General features: G+C 45.5%; 10 protein-coding genes. 9 read left to right on the forward strand and 1 reads right to left on the reverse strand.

The genetic code is table 11. The annotated features are described in order from the left end of the window. The 6 genes from AC58PV_RS27520 to AC58PV_RS27545 all read left to right on the forward strand — a co-directional run. On the forward strand, nucleotides 1-3,001 hold a 3,001-nt coding region (locus AC58PV_RS27520), incomplete at its 5' end, for an S-layer homology domain-containing protein (protein ID WP_497435889.1). Nucleotides 3,002-3,300: 299 nt separating this feature from the next. Further along, complete coding sequence (locus AC58PV_RS27525; protein WP_497435890.1) at nucleotides 3,301-6,408, forward strand: efflux RND transporter permease subunit; 3,108 nt, start codon at nucleotides 3,301-3,303, stop codon at nucleotides 6,406-6,408. 32 nt (nucleotides 6,409-6,440) lie between these two features. Then, nucleotides 6,441-7,694 (forward strand): efflux RND transporter periplasmic adaptor subunit, encoded by a 1,254-nt coding sequence (locus AC58PV_RS27530; RefSeq protein WP_497435891.1) that lies wholly within the window; start codon nucleotides 6,441-6,443, stop codon nucleotides 7,692-7,694. 32 nt (nucleotides 7,695-7,726) lie between these two features. After that, a complete protein-coding gene (locus tag AC58PV_RS27535; RefSeq protein ID WP_497435892.1) occupies nucleotides 7,727-9,478 on the forward strand; it encodes a hypothetical protein in 1,752 nt (583 codons plus the stop codon). A 141-nt stretch (nucleotides 9,479-9,619) separates the two neighbouring features. After that, complete coding sequence (locus AC58PV_RS27540; protein ID WP_497435894.1) at nucleotides 9,620-11,416, forward strand: sensor histidine kinase; 1,797 nt, start codon at nucleotides 9,620-9,622, stop codon at nucleotides 11,414-11,416. Continuing rightward, nucleotides 11,413-12,960, forward strand: a complete 1,548-nt coding sequence (locus AC58PV_RS27545; RefSeq protein ID WP_497435895.1) for a response regulator transcription factor — start codon at nucleotides 11,413-11,415, stop codon at nucleotides 12,958-12,960. Before AC58PV_RS27540 ends, AC58PV_RS27545 begins: the two co-directional genes overlap by 4 nt. A gap of 88 nt (nucleotides 12,961-13,048) precedes the next feature. On the opposite strand, the gene AC58PV_RS27550 is transcribed toward AC58PV_RS27545, so the two are convergent. After that, the gene (locus AC58PV_RS27550) at nucleotides 13,049-15,355 is read right to left on the reverse strand and encodes an FAD-dependent oxidoreductase (RefSeq protein ID WP_497435896.1); all 2,307 of its coding nucleotides are present in this window, start codon (nucleotides 15,353-15,355) and stop codon (nucleotides 13,049-13,051) included. A gap of 130 nt (nucleotides 15,356-15,485) precedes the next feature. Between AC58PV_RS27550 and AC58PV_RS27555 the strand changes: the two genes are divergently transcribed. From AC58PV_RS27555 to iolE, 3 genes are all read left to right on the forward strand, one after another. Next, entirely contained in the window at nucleotides 15,486-16,475 is a 990-nt protein-coding gene (locus tag AC58PV_RS27555; RefSeq protein WP_497435898.1) for a LacI family DNA-binding transcriptional regulator, read from the forward strand. Nucleotides 16,476-16,623: 148 nt separating this feature from the next. Beyond that, a complete protein-coding gene (gene iolD, locus AC58PV_RS27560; RefSeq protein ID WP_497435899.1) occupies nucleotides 16,624-18,489 on the forward strand; it encodes a 3D-(3,5/4)-trihydroxycyclohexane-1,2-dione acylhydrolase (decyclizing) in 1,866 nt (621 codons plus the stop codon). Between the two features lie 21 nt (nucleotides 18,490-18,510). After that, nucleotides 18,511-19,419 carry a myo-inosose-2 dehydratase gene (iolE, locus tag AC58PV_RS27565; protein ID WP_497435900.1) on the forward strand — a complete coding sequence of 303 codons (909 nt, stop codon included), beginning with the start codon at nucleotides 18,511-18,513 and terminating at the stop codon, nucleotides 19,417-19,419. Nucleotides 19,420-19,424: the final 5 nt, after the last annotated feature.

The following is a 19,424-nucleotide window of genomic DNA, read 5'->3' on the forward strand; positions in this document are numbered from 1 at the left end:
GGGAGAAGTGGCAGCTGCGTTGTTGGCAAGCCATGCGAGTGTAAAGGCGGATGGTGGTACGATTGCAGTGCCGGTAACAGCGTGGGTAGACACGGATGGCTACAATGCATCAGTTGCGGGGAGCTATACATTTACGGCAACGTTGGGTAGTTTGCCGGCGAATACGACTAATACAAATGGCGTTATAGCGACAGTTGAAGTAGTTGTGTCGCCAGTGATTACAAACATCACCGCATTTGATGCGATCACGGATGTAGCTGCTGGGACTGCGGGAGCGGCAACCTATGCGAATGCGAGTGAAGTGACGGCAGCATTGTTGGCAAGTCATGCGAGTGTAACGGCGGATGGTGGGACGATTGCGGTGCCAGTAACGGCGTGGGTAGACACGGACAGTTACAATGCAGCTGTAGCTGGGAGCTATACATTTACGGCAACGTTGGGTAGTTTGCCAGCGAATACAACTAATACAAACAGTTTGACAGCGACAGTAGAAGTAGTTGTGTCGCCAGTGATTACAAATATCACAGCATTTGATGCGATAGGAGATGTAGCGGCAGGTACGGCCGGCTCGGTAAGCTATGCAAATGCGGGAGAAGTGACAGCTGCATTGTTGGCAAGTCATACGAGTGTAACCGCAAACGGCGGCACAATCACAGTACCGGTAACGTCGTGGGTAGACACGGATGGCTACAATGCATCGGTTGCGGGTAGTTATACATTTACGGCAACTTTGGGCAGCTTGCCTGCTAACACAACCAATACAAATGCCCTGACCGCGACAGTTGAAGCAATTGTGTCGCCAGTGATTACAAATATCACAGCATTTGATGCTATAGGAGATGTAGCTGCTGGTACGGCCGGGGCGGCAGCTTTTGCAAATGCAGAAGAAGTAACAACGGCATTGCTAGCAAGCCATGCAACAGTAGCCGCAAACGGCGGCACAATCACGGTGCCGGTAACCGCATGGCTAGATACGGACAGCTACAACGCCTCCGTTGCCGGTAGCTACACCTTCACGGCAACGTTAGGCAGCTTGCCTGCTAACACAACTAATACAAGTGGATTAACAGCGACAGTTGAAGTAGTTGTATCGCCATTAATTACAAACATCACCGTATTCGACGCCATTGGGGATATATCAGCCGGAACTGTAGGCTCAGCAACCTACGCGAATGAGGCAGAAGTAACAACGGCATTGCTAGCAAGCCATGCAACATTAACCGCAAACGGTGGAACGATTACGGTGCCGATAACGTCATGGCTAGATACGGACAGCTACAACGCCTCCGTTGCCGGTAGCTACACCTTCACGGCAACGTTAGGCAGCTTGCCTGCTAACACAACTAATTCAAGTGGATTAACAGCGACAGTTGAAGTAGTTGTATCGCCATTAATTACAAACATCACCGTATTCGACGCCATTGGGGATATATCAGCCGGAACTGTAGGCTCAGCAACCTACGCGAATGAGACAGCAGTAACAACGGCATTGCTAGCAAGCCATGCAACAGTAACCGCAAACGGTGGAACGATTACGGTGCCGATAACGTCATGGCTAGATACGGACAGCTACAACGCCTCCGTTGCCGGTAGCTACACCTTCACGGCAACGTTAGGCAGCTTGCCTGCTAACATAACCAATACAAGCGGATTAACTGCGACTGTTGAAGTAGTTGTGTCTCCAGTAATTACAAACATCACTGCATTCGATGCCATTGGGAATATTTCAGCTGGAACTGTAGGCTCAGCAACCTACGCAAATGCGGCAGCAGTAACAACGGCATTGCTAGCAAGCCATGCAACAGTAACCGCAAACGGTGGAACGATTACAGTGCCGGTGACCGCATGGCTAGATACGGACAGCTACAACGCCTCCGTAGCAGGTAGCTACACCTTCACGGCAACGCTAGGCAGCTTGCCAGCTAACACAACCAATACACGCAGCCTCACAGCGACAGTCGAAGTTGTCGTAGCAGCTCAACTTCCTCCATCGGGTGGCAGTGAAGGTGGCGGGAATTCAACTTCACCTATAACCACTGACAACCCCGTAACCTCAACAGATGGTACATTAACGCTTCCTGTTGGCAGAAGAGGTATTGTTAGCTTGGGTAATGAGGCCATTGTCTCAATTCCGGCCGATGCTACAGACCAATTACTGCAATTAACAATAACTAAAGTGTTAGAAACGCAGCAGTTGTTGACGAATAAAACTACACTAGCTAGTCCGATTTTTGAGATTTTGAAAAACTTCGCGGAGAACTTCAAAAAACCGGTTACCTTGACGTTTGCTTTTGATAGAGCCAAATTGAGTAGTAACCAAACAGTAGTTGTACGCTACTATGACGAAGTGAAGAAGGAATGGGTAGAGGTTCCTGGCGGCAAAATCAATGAGGATCGCATTACTGTAGAAGTGAATCACTTCACGAAATATGGCGTATTCATTGTTAACACGAATCTAACCAATAACCTAACGGATATTGCTGGACACTGGGCAGAAACAAACATTAAACAAGCGATAAGTAGTGGAATCGTTGTTGGTTATCCGAATGGAACGTTTGCACCGGATCAAACAGTAACGCGTGAGGAATTTGCTGTGATGGCGATGAATGCCTTACAAATGAAAGGTGAAGGAGTAACGCTCACTTTCACAGATACAGCGAATGTTGGAAATTGGGCGAAGCAGGCAGTTGCGCAAGCTGTACAATCAGGTATGATTCAAGGCTATGAAGATGGTACTTTCCGCCCAAGCGTAAAGATTACGCGGAGTGAGATGGCGGTTATCATTGCGAAGGCAATGAGTCAGTCGATTCCGGCAACCATCACGACCGGCTTCGCCGATGACAAGCATATTCCTGCATGGGCCAAGGCAAGTGTTGCTTACGTGAAGCAAACAGGTGTTATGCAAGGAGGGGGCAATCATCTATTCGCTCCTCAAGACTATGCAACAAGAGCAGAGGCGGTAACCGTGCTGCTGAATATGCTGGCGTATAAAAGCAAGTAAAGGCTTGGAAATCACAAAACCGATGCCCTCCTAGTTGGGGAGCATCGGTTTCTTTTGCATTCATTGATATTAATCACATGAAGTCACAAACGTCTGTACCATTTTATATTACCATAATATGACTATAATATGACTTTGCACACCTGTTTTTATGATGATGAAAAGCTATAATAAATCCTGATCAAGAAAACAAAGAATTGTCAATTTTAGGTTATTTATTGCAAATTAATTCCAAGTAAGATGAAAGAGTGAGTAGTAAGAGTGTAAGCATTAAAGCTGGTGATAGGGGAGAAGTGAGCATGTCCAAATTAACTGAGTTTTCAATGAAAAATGTGGCAGCGATTTTCATCGTCATGCTGCTGTTGGTTGTAGGAGGAACCTATTCTACTACCACATTAAAGGTAGAAAGTATGCCTGACATTACATTTCCGGTTGTCATTATTAGTACGACTTACGTAGCACCTCCAAAGGATGTCCTTGATGAAATTACGAAACCGCTCGAGAAGGCTGTTGCAGGCTTGGACGGACTCAAGACTTTAAGTTCCGGATCGCAAGACAATTACTCTCAGATTATTTTGGAATTAGACCAAGATAAGAAGCCGGAAGATGTGAAGAAAGATGTGGAGAGCTTGATTTCCAATGTTAAGCTGCCACAAGGCTCTGAGAAGCCTAAAGTATTAACAGCGGGTTTTGCTTCTGAACCTGTCTATTATTTGGCAGTTTACGGTGAAGCAGGGATGAACCAAACTGAGCTGGATAAAGCTTACAAAGATACGATTCTTCCCGGCTTTAATGGGCTGAAGGGTATCGACCATGTAGACTCCGTAGGGAATCAGGATGCAGTACTTACCATTAAGCTCGATGCGCCTGCGATCAATAATTATGGTTTAACGCCATCCGACGTTTCAAGCTTGATCAAAGCCTCATTGGTATCTAGCCCAGCAGGTACGGTAGATTTCAATGGAAATACACAAATGGTTCGTGTCAAAGGTGAGCTTGATACCATTTATAACTTAGATAATTTAAAAATTACAACGAATTCAGGCGACACCTTACTTCTCAAACAAATTGCCAAAGTGGAAGCGATCAGCGAATCCAAGTTCATCGCCAGATTAGATGATCTGCCAGCCATTGGCGTATTGCTTTACAAAACGAAAGCCGCGAACGCTGTTGAATTTGCAGATAGTGCGGATAAGTTGATGACTGACTGGGGCCAAACGCTGCCTGGCGTGAAATTCCACAAAATCTATAATTCGGCCAACGATATTAAAGATTCCATCCACGGAATGGTGCAAGAGGGCGGATTAGGTGCCATACTTGCTTCCTTAATGATTTTGCTTTTCCTACGTAATGCTCGTATGACAATCATTGTACTCGTATCAATTCCTCTCTCGATTCTTGTTACCTTATTATTCATGGGCCCACTAGGTATTTCCTTAAACATCATGACATTAGGTGGAATGGCCATAGCAGTCGGGCGTGTCGTGGACGACAGTATCGTCGTTATTGAGAATATCTATAGTCAGCTTCAGAAAGCGCAAGATCGCAATGAATCGGTTATTAAATTAGCAACGAAACAAGTTTCAAGTGCAATTACCTCTTCTACCATTACAACAGTCGGTGTATTCGGTCCTATTGGATTCGTAAGCGGCGTTGTTGGAGAAGTATTCCGTCCTTTTGCAATAACACTTGTCGTAGCGTTAATGTCCTCTTTACTCGTTGCCTTAACCGTAATTCCAATGCTAGCGAAGATTATGGTGCTCAAAAGCAAGAAACTTGCAAGTCACGACGAGAATCACGTTGGGCCTATGGGAGTGAAATATAAGAAGGCACTGATCTGGTCGTTGAACAACCGCATCAAGACATTGTTGCTGGCTGGCGTTGCCCTTGTGATCTCAATCATCATTACTGTTCCTAATTTAGCGGTAGCTTTCATGCCGGATAGTGAAGCGGTCAAACAAGGTGTGATTGAGATTAAAATGCCGCGCGAAACCTCCATTGAAATGATGAATGAGAAGTCCAAAGAACTGGAGAAAGCGTTAAAGGTACATACAGACGAAGCTGGCAAACCTGCATTCAAGTACATTGAATCATTGGTTGGCTATAACCAAAGCAGCGATCGATTTGCTTATCGAGCCATGATGTTCTTCGAACTAACAGCTGAAACGAATGCGAATGAGGATGTCAAAACGTATAAGGAAGACATGTTGAAACTGATGCCAGACGGGTCAGATGCCAATATTACACTCTTTACTGGAGGACCTCCCACCGCTACAGGAGCTGATTTCTCATACTCACTAAAAGGGGATGACCAGCTTTACTTGAAGCAAGCGTCCCAGTTGGTCAAAGACAAAATGAAGGAATTCCCTGAGCTGAATGATATTAAAGACAGTTTGAGCGATTCCAAAACGGAAGTCGAGATCGTTGTCAATCAAAATAAAGCGCGATTGTATGGTCTCTCAAGTGCTCAAATTTTGCAATCAGTCAACGCTTGGATAGCCGAAGAGAAGTTAGGAGATTTGAAATTCAATAACATTACTTACGCCACGAAAGTTATGTTGAATCCGATGTACAAAAATTCGGTGGACAAAATGGGTACTTTTTTAATCAAGACGCCTACTGGTCAAACCATACAGTTAAATGAAGTAGCACGTGTTGAACAGATTGAAGCCCCTAACAGCATTAGCCGTGAGGATCAAGAGCAAATTGTGAGTGTTAGTGCCAAAATTAATGCTACGGATAAAGGTGGCGTCAGCAAGAAAATTACGGAGGAACTGGCTAAGTTAGAACTTCCTTCTGGCGTCACTCGTGAAGTAAAGGGTGTATCCGACGATATTCAAAAGAGTTTCATGCAAATGTTTATGGCCATCATTGCTTCGATTTTCATTGTTTACATGGTAATGGTTATCGCCTTTGGTAACGCAAGAGCACCACTTGCTATTCTGTTTTCACTGCCATTAGCAGCGATTGGGGGCCTTCTAGGACTATTGTTAACGGGCGAATCGATCAATGTAACGTCACTAATCGGCTTCCTGATGCTGATCGGTATCGTGGTAACCAATGCAATTGTACTTGTAGACCGCGTACAGCAGCTAAGAGAGCAAGATTACTCGATTCGTGACGCACTGATTGAAGCTGGGATTACGAGATTGAGACCTATTATCATGACTGCGGGCGCAACGATACTGGCACTTATGCCGTTAGGACTTGGATTATCCAAAGGAACGATTATTTCCAAAGGTTTAGCTGTTGTCGTTATTGGCGGCCTTACAACTTCAACACTGTTAACGCTCGTAATCGTACCTATTATGTATGAGATCCTATTTAAGAAAAGAGAAGGCGGTTTCTTCAAGAGAAATCGTAAGCCGAAAGCCACACATTCCGAGCAAGCTGCATCTGCACGATAACTATCTAAATAGGGGAAAAGGGGAAAAGGACTATGAAACGTCAGTTGTTTATGATCAAACAGAGTACCAAGATATTCGGTGTTCTCGCGCTTAGCGCGGCGATAGCCGTGGGATGTTCCGCATCTCCAGCGGTAAGTCCTGCAGCAACAACAGCCACTGAACAAGGGGCGAAAGTAGTGAAAACAGCCAAAGTCGCGAAACAAAAGATTGGTGAACCGATTGAACAAGTGGGTGATGTAGTATCATCCGTTCAATTAGACATTATCGCCAAGTCAGGTGGCGAAGTCATTGAAATTTTGAAGAAACGTGGAGATATCGTGGAGAAGGGGGAAGTGCTTTTCAGATTAGATCCGACGGATGTGCAGATACAAAAAGATTTAAATGACGTAAGTATTAGAGGAGCACAGGCTGGACTTACGGAGGCAAAACAGAAGATTTCGAACGGGATTGAAGATGCCAAAGATGGTGTTTCTAAATTAGAAACCGCCGTTAGTGATTTGGAGAAAGCTTATAACACGGCTCGCAATGAATACGATCTAGGAACAGCCACAAAATCTCAACTAGAAAAGGCGGAGACGGCGCTTAGTAATACTAAGAAAGATTTAGCCAGCGCTCGTAGATCACTAAAGACATTACAAGAGACGAACTCATTGGCGCAAGCGGAATCCGGTTTGGAAACGGCGCAAGTCAGTGCCAAGAGTATCGATAGAGCCCTTAGCAATCTGGAGGTAAAAGCACCAGCTTCCGGTAAATTGACGGATTTAAATATTACAGTCGGTCAGACCTTAGCGCCAGGCGGACGTGTAGGGGAAGTGCAACAAACGAATCCCGTTAAAATCAAATCTCAATTAAGTGAAGAGGCAGCTAACCTTGTTAGAGGAAAGAGTGAACTGACTTTCTACATTCCAGGTGTAACGACGAAAGCAGGGGCTAAGGTAACCTACTTATCCGATGTTATTAACGGTCAATCCAAAGCGTATGATCTGGAGCTAGAAGTTCCGAATCCGGATGGCAAGTTGAAACCAGGATCTAAGGCACAAGTAGAACTAACCAAAGATGATGATCAAAACGTACCTGTCATACCAAGCTTAAGCATCGTTCGTGAAGGTGGAAATAACTTTGTCTTTGTCCTGAATGGCGAAACGGTACAAAAGCGTAAACTTGAACTTGGTCGATTGAATGAGACGAATCAGGAAGTTATTTCTGGGGTCAAAGAAGGAGAGATTCTGGTCATCTCTGGACAACATCAACTGAAAGATCAAGACAAAGTTAAAGTAGGGAACTAATCATATCAAATACGTTTGAGGAGGAGCAATAAGTGAATAAGAAGATGAAAAGATCTCTAGCAACGCTTGTTCTATCAGCTGCCCTATTATCAGCACTATCTTTACCTGCAATGGCTGCGGATAGTGAGAACTTAGCAGCAGTTACTTCTGCAAGTTCGAATGTCAGCTATTCGCTTTCAAATAAAATCGAGGTTGAAGTCAAAAGCATTATAAATGAGCACCAATCGGACCAAACCAAACTCGGTACAGTCATTCGCATTAAAAATACGAGTGATCGAATCACACGCGTTCCTGATTTTGAACTACGCGGCCTCATGTCAGATGGCATTGCATATACACTGCAACCAAGTGCTAAGAACGTGAAATCGATTCAACCCAAGAGCCAGGTGGAACTCAGCTACTTGTCGAGCGTTGATCGCAGTGACGAAGTTGCGCTTACAAGCCTCGATTTTATCGAAGTGAATATGGACGTGTATCCGAAAGCAGAAACCACACTGCTTACAATACCTGTAGATACAGGTGACGTATGGAGTGGCAGTGATGGTATCATAACGAATTCATCTGCAATTCTTAAATGGGGAGAAACTTTCACGTTACCTTCGCTGCGTTCGCCTCTTGGCTTCACTCCTGTAGATATGCATAAGGAAATTACAGTCAAAGGCGTGTCTACGGTTGTTCAAATTAGAGTGAACAATCCTACCAAAGAGCGTCAAACTGTACCTAACTTTGGGATCGATGGGAAATCAGAATCGAAAGTCTATTCTGGAAGTCGTGCTGAAGCCGCAGTTACACTAGATCCAGGAGAGAAGAAATACATCCACATTGTCATTCCAACAGATCTGGATACGGAATTTACAAGCTTGAATGTCGTTACACCAGAGAGTTTTGCCGTGTCAGTGGGTGAAGGCAAGTCCTTGGAAGACACCTACCGGGTAGGACGTGTCAACATTCTTCTTCCTACTGGTGCTGCGACGCAAGGAGTCATCCCGGTACCCGAATATACATTAGGCACGCCAGTTAGACTCGACGCAACGAATAAATTCGTTCCTTCGAATGTCGATCTTTCTTTAGTTGAATTACATGTAACTAGCAATGAAGATGATGGCTTCAATACGGCCGTCGCCAAGTTTAAATTGACGAACAACAGCGAACGTCCGATACCGATTCCAGCGATACAGACGGAGCTTGTTAGTGCAGATGGTTATGCGTATGGCGGAAGAAGACAGGGAGCTACAGCACTGACCGTTGTTCCGAATGCTTCGTATGTCGTTAGTTATTCGTATGCACTCCCAGCTTCAGAGACAGGCGAAGGTCTCAAAATGAACCTTTACAGCCAACAATCAAATGGAGAAGTAACTTATAAATCACTGCTCGCCTCGGCAAAGGTACCTGTTCAGAAGAACGATGTGACGGGTAAAACTCTTAACGTGTATCCATATGAAATTACGATTAAAGATTGGTCAATAACAGCGATTTTCCAAGCTACTATGATTTATGATTATAAATTGAAACTAGATCTGAACATTAAAGCAGATAAAAATGTTACGGTTGATAGGTTTAATAGTATGCTCTCATTCGAATTATTCGATAATGTTGGCAATCCGATTGGAAAATCAGTTGAAGCCTTGTCGGGTGAAGGTCGTTTGTACAGCGGTACCAACACAATAGATTTAAATGCGAGATCCAACCAACTGGATTTCCCGATTCAGGTCAAAGTATTTGAGACTTTCACGAATGAAAATGGTGAATCCGTTAAGCGGTTGTTGACCACGTTCAAGCAATAGATATCAATAACAAAACCGATGTCTCCTCAACCAGGAAACATCGGTTTTGCTTTATTTTGAAGGAAAATTAGCGAGAAAATGAAAAATGTTGTTATAATATCGTTTAAGGCTAGGTCACTTATAAACAAAGGGGTAAATGAGATGCTGTCCTGGATTCGAAATGTACTTATGATTAATCGCAGCTTCAGGGTGAAACTTATTCTCAGTATATCCATTATTATTTTATTGGCATTTTGCTTGACCGGATATTTAACGTATCGCTATAATTTAAACCTGTTCGAGGAAGAGATCAGCAAGCAATTTACAAGCACGAATGAAGAAGCGTTAGCGAAGTTGGACCTCAAGGTACAAGAAGTGGTGCGTATTTCGCAAACGGTTGTGTTCAATCCATCCATCGAAAAGTTAATTTCCCGCATTAATTTAAATGAGAGTTCGGATGCCTTTGATCGCTATTATGATAAAAAGCAAATCGAGGATCAGGTTTATCAGCTCAAATCGGATGCACCTTACATTACGGGGATGTATTTATATGACTTAAATGGAAACGCTTCCTATTTCAGTTATACGACTTCTGCGATTAATGCTCCAGATGAAAATGTATATAAAGTGATTCGTTCCAAAATTAATGACACCTCTGGCGACCTCATTTGGATTAGTCTTCCGATGGCCTCTTCTATTGAGCCTAGTGGATATAGAAATACGATTATCGTGGCTCGGTTTATGAAAAATAGTAGTTTAACGACATACGGTGTACTTGTGATGGCTTTCGACGAATCCTTCTTCTCAGGTTCACTTAAGGAGCTGACCAAAGCAGGTCAGGGTCAAGTGTATTTGTTTAATAGGAATAGAGAATTGTTATTTACGAATTCGCCTGTTCCTAACGGACAATTAGAACTGCTTCAGAATATGGAGCAAACACAGATGATGGAGCATCATTTATACGTGCAAGGCGAATCGGAAGTAACCAATTTCAAGCTTGTGAGTGGTACTTCGTTAACAGAAATTCAGTCTAGAAGTCGTGATGTGTTCAAAATGATCGTGTACTCAGGATTGGTTAGTATTCTACTTGCCAGCGTTTTGATTGTCCTTTCCACGGGTAACTTACTTCGTCCGCTCAAGGATTTAATGCTTGGACTACGTAAGGTTCGCTCTGGTGATTTCGATGCACGCATTGAAATTCGAACCCACGACGAGTTAGCTTATATGGGAGAAAGTTTTAATGCGATGGCCGAACAGGTCGGACGATTAATCAAAGAAGTTTATCTTACGCAGTTAAGTGAGAAAGAAGCGGAGCTTAAAGCATTACAGGCGCAATTGAATCCTCATTTTCTGCACAACATGTTCAATGAAATTTATTGGAAGCTATATCTGCAAGATCAAACCGAGACTGCCGACTTAATCGCTGCCGTTTCGGAGATGCTCAAATATTCCTTGATGCCTGTTCGAACGCTGACGACGGTGAGGGAAGAATTCCAGCAGATTCGCAACTATTTGAAAATACAGAAAGAACTGTTTGAAACGGATTTGGAAACTATCATTCAAGTGGATGAGGATGTCATGGATGTTCAAGTAATGCGCTCGCTGCTTCAACCCTTGGTTGAAAATGTCTTCATGCATGCTTTTCGCAACATGGTTTCCCATAAAGTATTGATCATCAAGGCTAGCAGCCGCGCCGACTTCCTCGAGATTGATGTTACCGATAACGGGTGTGGCATGGATGAGAAGTCTATTGCACAAATATTGGGGGTCCAGGGCTCATCGTTGCCTTATCGTACGGACGGAAGAGAAAGTCTAGGTGTACGAAGTGTTGTGAGAAGGATTGAGTTGGTGTATGGGCCTCCATTCCGAATGGAAATCGCTAGCGTCCTAGGAAGCGGAACGAATATGAGGCTTATTCTGCCTCTTCTACCCCATGATGAAAGGAGATCACTCGAATGAGAAGCGGAAGAGTGTTGATTGTCGAAGATCAGCCCAATTTTAGAAAAGGGTTAATTAAAATGCTGCAAAGTGGCGATTTAGGTTGGCAAGTGGTCGGCGAAGCAGGTAATGGGCAAGATGCCTTGGTACTGCTTGAAGAGCTGCAACCCGATTTGGTTTTGACGGATATTCGGATGCCTATCATGGATGGTATCGAATTCGTTGGACATTTGCGGAAAAATTATCCGGATATGATTGTCATTATTTTGACCGGATTCAAAAATTTCGAATACGCTCAAGCCGCAGTAAGGCTCGGTGCTTTAGATATTCTAATCAAGCCGTGCACGGAAGATGATGTTCGGCAAATCATGAACAAAGCGTCCGAGCGGTTCTATGAGAAGTATGCGCAGCAGCAGAAACAACTTCTGCAAAGACAGCTGCAACAAGATCAAGAGCTTCGTGCGGTATTACTGGATCTTCCTTATGAAATGGGCATATTGCCAGGATTGAATCAAACATTGTCTGGTAAAGAATTATGGTTTCTGCATATGAATAACGAAGATCTAGCGAATAAATCGAATGGCAAAAGAGACATGAGCTTGTTGCAATTTGCTTTCTCCAACATTGTAGAAGAGCTAGTGAAAGGAGCGGGTCTGGAAGCTCGCCTCTTATTAGTGGAGCACGACACGTTCCTCTTATTGGCTGAATGGCACCAGGTGGATGAAACGCTGCAAGATAGTATTCAAACGGCTTCCTTTGAATATTTGAAAATTCGTACAAGCTTAGTCTCAATGGGGCTAGCGCCTCCCGCAATTGAGTTGGCACAACTGTATCTGGTAACGAAAGAGGCAATCTCCGATCCGATTAGACTTCCTACAGTAAGTGGAAATGAAGCAGGATCGGGCATCATGCTCTCGCTTAACCAAGCAAGGGTCAGGGAGATGGAAGTTCAGCTCATGTCGGCTATTCTAGTGGGACAAGAAGACAGTTTACTTGTCTTGTTGAACCGCGTGATTCATGAGCTAAGTCTCACATCGCCGGAAGAGATGCGACTCGGCGCATTGTCACTTTCTATCGCGTTGCACGGAACCATTCAGAAGCAATTCGATCCTGAGGATCAGAATTCGCTGGCTAGGTTGCCGAACGAAATGCCGCAGAACCAGTGGACCCCGAAGGAGGTCCTGGATTGGGCACAAGAGCAAGTGAAGCACTTCCTGCTTCAGTTTAATCAATGGCAGGCGTCCAAGAGTGATAATGTGGTCGAACGAGCCATTAAATATATCGAAGAGCATTACAATGAGGAATGCCGCTTGACGGATGTGGCCACACACATTCATTTAAATCCAAGCTACTTTAGTGTTGTTTTCAAGAAAGCCACAGGAGAAAGTTTTACACGCTTCGTCACTCGCGTCCGTATGGATAAAGCGGCATTACTCTTGAGGAATACGGATATGAAAATATTCGAAATTGCTTGCGCCATCGGGTTTGATGAACCGAATTATTTTACGAATGTATTCAAGCAACAGTTTCTTATGTCGCCGAAGGAATACAGAAGCAGTAAATGATGTGAAAAAACTTGCTCATCGTGAGCAAGTTTTTTTGTTGGGAGAGATAGTCGAAAAAGTCGACTATCTCTGCAGGCGCCACCGGCAATCACCCGTAGCAGCGAATCTCATAAATGGCTGCTGAGGAATCTCCATTCGTCGCCGTGACTGTCAAACGAATACGATCACTCTGGATCGGTTGATCCAACGTATGCTTAACTAATCGTTGGTAGTTCCCTTCAATTTTTACAATGGCAACCCATTGTTCTTGGATATACGCCTCTATTGTATAGTCTTTGGGACATTGCGGATCCCGATAGAATGGCTCATAGCGATGATATTCTTGCAGCAAATGCCCTGGGAACGTGGCATGAATTTCACGAATCGTTTGTGAATCACTCCACTGCAGCTGCACATATTGTGGCAGTGGTTGCGTAGGATCAGACATCCACATATTGGTGAATTGGTGAGGACGGGTCACACCGCTAACAACATTGTCTGCACCATAGCTTTGTTGAGCTGGGGTGATCCGGTAGCTAAGCGTGCCGCCATCATTGAGATAGCGGCGCATTTTCCCGCTGCCCATATCGAAAGCAGAGATATGGCCTGGCAGGATATGGTTAGCCGAATGCCATTCCACCGATGGATTAACACCTAGTTGGAGCTGAATGTAACGATTGCCAACCGCAGGATCATGCCAATTCAGCGGCCATTCCACCCATATGCGCTGACCAACGGGCACCGTCAATGTCGTTTCTGCATAAACGACGCCTGTGTCTGTTCGATAATCCCAAATGTGATCGACCGGAATTATTTTCGCTGACAGCTGCTGGGGAAGATCCGAGTTGTTACTTAAACAAACGGAAATGGTTGCAATACGTCCATTCTCAATAGCAATCCATTGCCCGCGCTTGTAAGTAAGCGGCTCCGCTTTATGCTTTCTAGCTTCCTGCTCAGCTCTCGAACGGAAGCCGAATGTGAAATCGCGGCTTTCAGGTCCGACACCATGGATTGCGGCTGTACTACTGGCACTAGTCGTTGCTTGTTTGGCCAGATCTTCAGTATCTTCATTCTTATAATTTGGAAGGAAACAGCCATCGCGGAGCAGCGTTTGCTGTACATTGACAATATGTTCCCCTGACATGTCAGACAGGTTTACTTGATTTCTGAGCGCATAAGCAGCACCTGTGCCTGCCGCTTGCCCCATCAAGGCTGTCGTTGACATCACTCGGACAGTACCGAGTGCAGCGTGGGTAACGCTGACATTACGCCCCGCCATCATCAAGTTAGTGATATCTTTGCTAACCATGATACGGAAGGGAATTCCGTAAGGTCCGCAGTAACTTTTTTGGGCATATTCGCTAGTTTCGTTATAGCCTTCAGCACTTGCTGGTTCTGCGGTTGGAGCCAGAAGTCCACCAGGCGTGTGAAGATCGACGAACCAGCCGCCATAAGCAATTTCATCTTCGAAGACGGTACGTTTTTGAATGTCGTGTTCGGTCATGAAGTAGCGGCCCATAATTCGACGGCTCTCTCGCTTACCTGGAACTTGACCGATCCAATCAAGTGCAAGATTAGCCGTTTGTTCTTTCAGGAGCGGGTCGCGGTTCTTCATCCAATCCCAAATACCAAGAGTATGTCGCGTCAGTTCGTGACGGATTTGTTCATTGTCATAAACGGTGTTGTAAGGAACACCGATCTCAATCCACCAGTAGCCGGATTCTGAGTCGTAGAAAGTGCGGCCTTGTTTATAGAAATAGTCCGCATCTTCGTGTTGAATGGCCCAGTCAGGTGCTTTAAACGGCACGGGACGTCCCATATCTTTGGCACGGAAATGGATGGAGTTGCCCATAGTATCGGAACTGGCAACAAGTGGAGCATGAGGTTCATTGAACTCATCTCGACCTTCGGAACCCCAACGCCATTCGCAGCCTGCCATGTCCGCAATGACACCGTCACCTGTGCAGTCGATGAAGATATCTCCTTTGATTTCAAGCTCCGTCTCCGCATTGGCGATGACGGCCTTAATTGAAGTGAGTTTGCCGTCGGTGACTTGAGCGCTGTTGACAGTGGTATTCAAATGGAAACTCAGATTCGGCGTTTTGACAGCCATGTCATACATAACCATATCCCAAACACTATTCGTCCAACCGTTTTCGCGAATTTTCTCATGATTGACGGCACGTTCTTCAATAAGCAGCTCCGAGATAATACCTGTTTCTCTGCCATAGGCATGAAAAGCAGCGGCACCATGGGGGGTTACCCGAATTTCTGACGAGCTGTTGCCGCCAAAAACGGGTCTATCTTGAATCAAACACGTCTTCGCCCCTTGTCTTGCCGACGCGACAGCGGCACAAAAACCGGCAAGTCCTCCGCCGCTAACGACAACGTCAAATGCTTGTTGAATAGATTTCATTGTAGTAGTCTCCTTTAAATTTACTCGAGTAAATTTCTTTCTTGAGCACATTGTAGCATCCCTTTTATTGCTTGCCAAGCGTTTTTTGCGTATAATTTACACGAGTAGAAATATCGGAGGGGAACATGGGATGGCTAGTCGTCAAGAAGTAGCAGAACGTGCAGGAGTCTCTGTTGCTGTCGTATCATATGTGTTAAACGGCAAGAGCAACGTCAAGACGGAGACGCGAGTAAGAGTGCTAGCAGCTATGAAAGAATTAGGTTATGAGCCTAATCTTCTAGCACGAAGTTTAAAGACGAAGAAGACGGGACAATTGGCAGTATTGGTTAACTATCTCGGAAATCCTTTCGAGGCCGGCTTATTATTGCATATTGAATCTGCTGCGAGAGAAGAATCGTACCTAGTGTTCTTCCAGAGCTATACACCGGAAACGGAAGAGCAATTAATATCATCACTGCGAGGACGGGTAGATGGTATTATCCTACTTGGACAACAGCTAATGGCGGAGACATATGACCGGATTATGGAATGGGAAGTTCCTATCTTATCTGTGACCCAGAGCCCGAACGCCCAAGAACGGGGCATACCCTTTGTGGATATAGACTGGACTGATCTATACAGGCAGGCTATTCAACATTTGAAGGACAAAGGGCATACAAGAATCGGATACATGACGGACACCGATTCATCATCATATCATGTCAATAGGCTGCGCTATTTTCAGGAGGCTATGTTGGCAGAAGGATTGGAATTGCAAGAAGAGGCTTTGCTCAGCGGTCACGGGCGATTAGAGAATGCATCGGAGATCTTCCAAAAGTTTGTGGACAACCACCGGGCAGGATTGCCATTCAGCGCAATGATCTGCTCCAATGATTTGATGGCAGCAGGTATTCTAGATACATGTAAGAAGAATGGCATTCTGATTCCAGATCAACTAGCTATTCTAGGTTCAGAGAATATTCTAATGACGACGCTGACCGAGCCCAAATTGAGCGTTATCCATTACCCGAGGAACGAGGTAGGGAAACATACGATGGAGATGATGAAGGAATTAATGGAGAAGAGGCAGGTCGCTTCGCGAACACTTACTGGACACCTAAGGATTCGGAGCTCGAGTTGAACGCACTGAATACATGGGGGTGAAAAAAAAGGATTGCGAGTGAATTGGAAATATTGTATGATCGGATTAAGCGCTTAACCCATTCAGGGGCGAGCGCTTAACATTTAGCGGATTAAGCGCTTAACCTCTGAACGGAAGGGAGATTTACATGCGAACAATTCGACTTACAATGGCACAAGCTTTGCTTCGCTTTCTAGACCAGCAATACATTTCTATCGATGGACAGGAGACTAAATTTGTTCAAGGTGTCATGGGAATATTCGGCCATGGCAATGTAACTGGGATTGGAGAAGCGTTGGAGTATAGCGCGGGTGACCTTACGTATATACAAGGCAAGAATGAGCAAGGGATGGTCCACGCTGCAACCGCTTACGCGAAACAGAAGAACCGCAAGCAAATCTATGCCTGCACGACATCAATTGGGCCAGGTGCACTGAATATGGTAACGGCTGCGGCAACGGCGACTGTCAACCGCATTCCGGTGCTGCTGCTGCCGGGAGATAATTTTGCTTCGAGACAACCGGACCCCGTCCTGCAGCAGCTTGAGATAACTAGCGATTACACCGTATCAGCAACAGACGCTTTCAAGTCGGTGAGCAAATACTGGGATCGAATCGTTCGTCCTGAGCAATTGATCAGCGCAGCAACTCAAGCAATGCGCGTGCTTACAGATCCCGCCGAGACAGGAGCGGTGACCTTAGCGCTGCCCCAAGATGTGCAGGCGGAGGCGTATGATTATCCGGAAGCTTTTTTTGATAAGAAGGTTCATTATATAGATCGCCGCCCAGCGGCGCAGGAAGCTGTTCAAAGAGCAGCAGCTGTAATCTTAGGCAAGAAACGCCCGTTGCTTATTGCTGGCGGCGGCGTTCTTTACTCGGAAGTGACGAAGGAACTTGCAGAGTTCGCGGAAGCGTTCAGCATCCCCGTTGCCGAAACGCAAGCTGGGAAGAGCTCTATGGCTTGGAACCATCCGCTGTATGCGGGTGCGATTGGTGTAACAGGTGCACTCGCTGCGAACAAGCTGGCGAAACAGGCTGATTTGATTATCGGTGTAGGCACGCGGTATTCCGATTTCACGACAGCGTCCAAATCAGCCTTTGCCCATGACGAAGTGCAATTCATTAATATCAATATTAGCGGTTTTGATTCCACGAAGCTTGGCGGTATTTCGATTACGGCTGATGCGAAGGAAGCGCTGCACTTGCTGCGCGAAACACTGTCTTTCCTAGATTATTCAAGCGAGTATGAGACGGGCTACATAGCAACTTTGAAAGACGAATGGGATCGTGAAGTGGATCGTTTGTACAATGCTGAGTGTGACGAAGGTTTTGCTCAGACGAAGGCACTTGGTGTTATTAACGAAACGATTGACCCTTCCTCCGTGGTCGTATGTGCGGCGGGAAGTCTTCCAGGTGATTTGCACCGCCTTTGGAGATCAACAGAACCCAAAACATACCACATGGAATACGGCTTCTCTTGTATGGGATATGAAGTCAGTGGGGCCTTCGGGACAGCGTTGGCAGAGCCGAATCGTGAGGTGTATGCGATTGTCGGAGACGGCAGCTATTTAATGCTTCACTCGGAATTAGTGACGAGTTTGCAAGAGGGTCAGAAATTCACGATTTTGCTATTTGATAACCACGGCTTCCAATGCATTCATAATCTACAGCGCAGTCAAGGGAGCGAAGGCTTCGGGAATGAATTCCGTTATCGGGAAACAGGGACACGCAGGCTGACAGGAAGCTATATGCCCATTGATTTCGCAGCACATGCGCGCAGCTTGGGAGCGAAATCGTACAAAGCAACCAATCCCGAAGAGCTTAAGTCAGCATTGCTCCAAGCGAAAGCAGAAACAGTGACGACGTTGATTGAAATTCCCGTTGTACCTGGCACGAACACAGGCGGTTATGAGTCTTGGTGGAATGTTGGTGTACCTGAGGTTTCGGAGAGTGCCAAAGTGTTGGCAGCACATAAAGAAATGAAGAAAAACATACAAGCGGCAAAATCCATATAAATTAGAAGAGGTGGCCTAACGATGGAAGAACTACCGTTTAAGCTAGGCATTCATCCGATTAATTGGGTGGGAGAGGACGTCAAGGAACATGGCGCTGATACGACATTTGAACAGATCGTAGATGAGATTCAGAAGTTAGGATTGACGGGTACAGAGATGGGGCGCAAATATCCAACCGATATCAATGTGCTCAAAAAAGAACTAGCGGACCGCGGCATCTCTCTCGTATCCCAATGGAAATCCGTCCTGTTCTCGGATCCCGCCTATCGAGAAGAAGAATTGGAAGCGTATCGCAAACACGCGCAATTTCTGAAGGAAATGGGCAGCACGGTTATTTCTACAGCGGAAGTTGGCGGCTCGCTCCATTTTGACCCGCGTCGGACGCCGAACGAGAAGGAAGTGCTTCGCCTTGATGAAGCAGGCTGGCAGAGTTTAGCGGAAGGTCTAAATCGCGCGGGTGCAATTGCGCAAGAATATGGGCTGAAGCTGACCTATCATCATCACGGCGGAACAGTAGTTGAATCACCGGAAGAGATCGATCGATTAATGGAGCTAACGGATCCATCCTTGGTCTACTTGCTGTTTGATACGGGACACACCTACTACGGTGGTGGAGATCCATTGTCGGTATTGCGCAAACATTACAACCGAATTGCTTATATGCATTTGAAAGATATTCGTCAGGATGTATTAGATGAAGCGCGCGCTGAGCAGGTAGATTTCGTAACTTGTATCCGCAAAGGTGTGTTTACCGTACCAGGGGATGGCTGCCTTGATTTTGCCCCGATTTTCAAAGAGTTATTGGATCGTGACTACAGAGGATGGGCGATGCTCGAAGGCGAGCAAGACCCTGCCACACATAATGCGTACGAATATGCATCAAACGCGCTGAACTATATTCATTCTTTATTAATCAAAGAAAGCAGGTAACGAGG

The sequence above is a fragment of the Paenibacillus sp. J22FR83 genome, assembly GCF_059691955.1.

What these genes read in the sequence shown, in the direction of transcription:
- AC58PV_RS27525 (WP_497435890.1), top strand. Translation starts at nt 3,301, where the DNA reads ATGTCCAAATTAACTGAGTTTTCAATGAAAAATGTGGCAGCGATTTTC.
- AC58PV_RS27530 (WP_497435891.1), top strand. Translation starts at nt 6,441, where the DNA reads ATGAAACGTCAGTTGTTTATGATCAAACAGAGTACCAAGATATTCGGT.
- AC58PV_RS27545 (WP_497435895.1), top strand. Translation starts at nt 11,413, where the DNA reads ATGAGAAGCGGAAGAGTGTTGATTGTCGAAGATCAGCCCAATTTTAGA.
- iolE (WP_497435900.1), top strand. Translation starts at nt 18,511, where the DNA reads ATGGAAGAACTACCGTTTAAGCTAGGCATTCATCCGATTAATTGGGTG.
- AC58PV_RS27550 (WP_497435896.1), bottom strand. Translation starts at nt 15,355, where the DNA reads ATGAAATCTATTCAACAAGCATTTGACGTTGTCGTTAGCGGCGGAGGA.
- AC58PV_RS27540 (WP_497435894.1), top strand. Translation starts at nt 9,620, where the DNA reads ATGCTGTCCTGGATTCGAAATGTACTTATGATTAATCGCAGCTTCAGG.
- iolD (WP_497435899.1), top strand. Translation starts at nt 16,624, where the DNA reads ATGCGAACAATTCGACTTACAATGGCACAAGCTTTGCTTCGCTTTCTA.
- AC58PV_RS27555 (WP_497435898.1), top strand. Translation starts at nt 15,486, where the DNA reads ATGGCTAGTCGTCAAGAAGTAGCAGAACGTGCAGGAGTCTCTGTTGCT.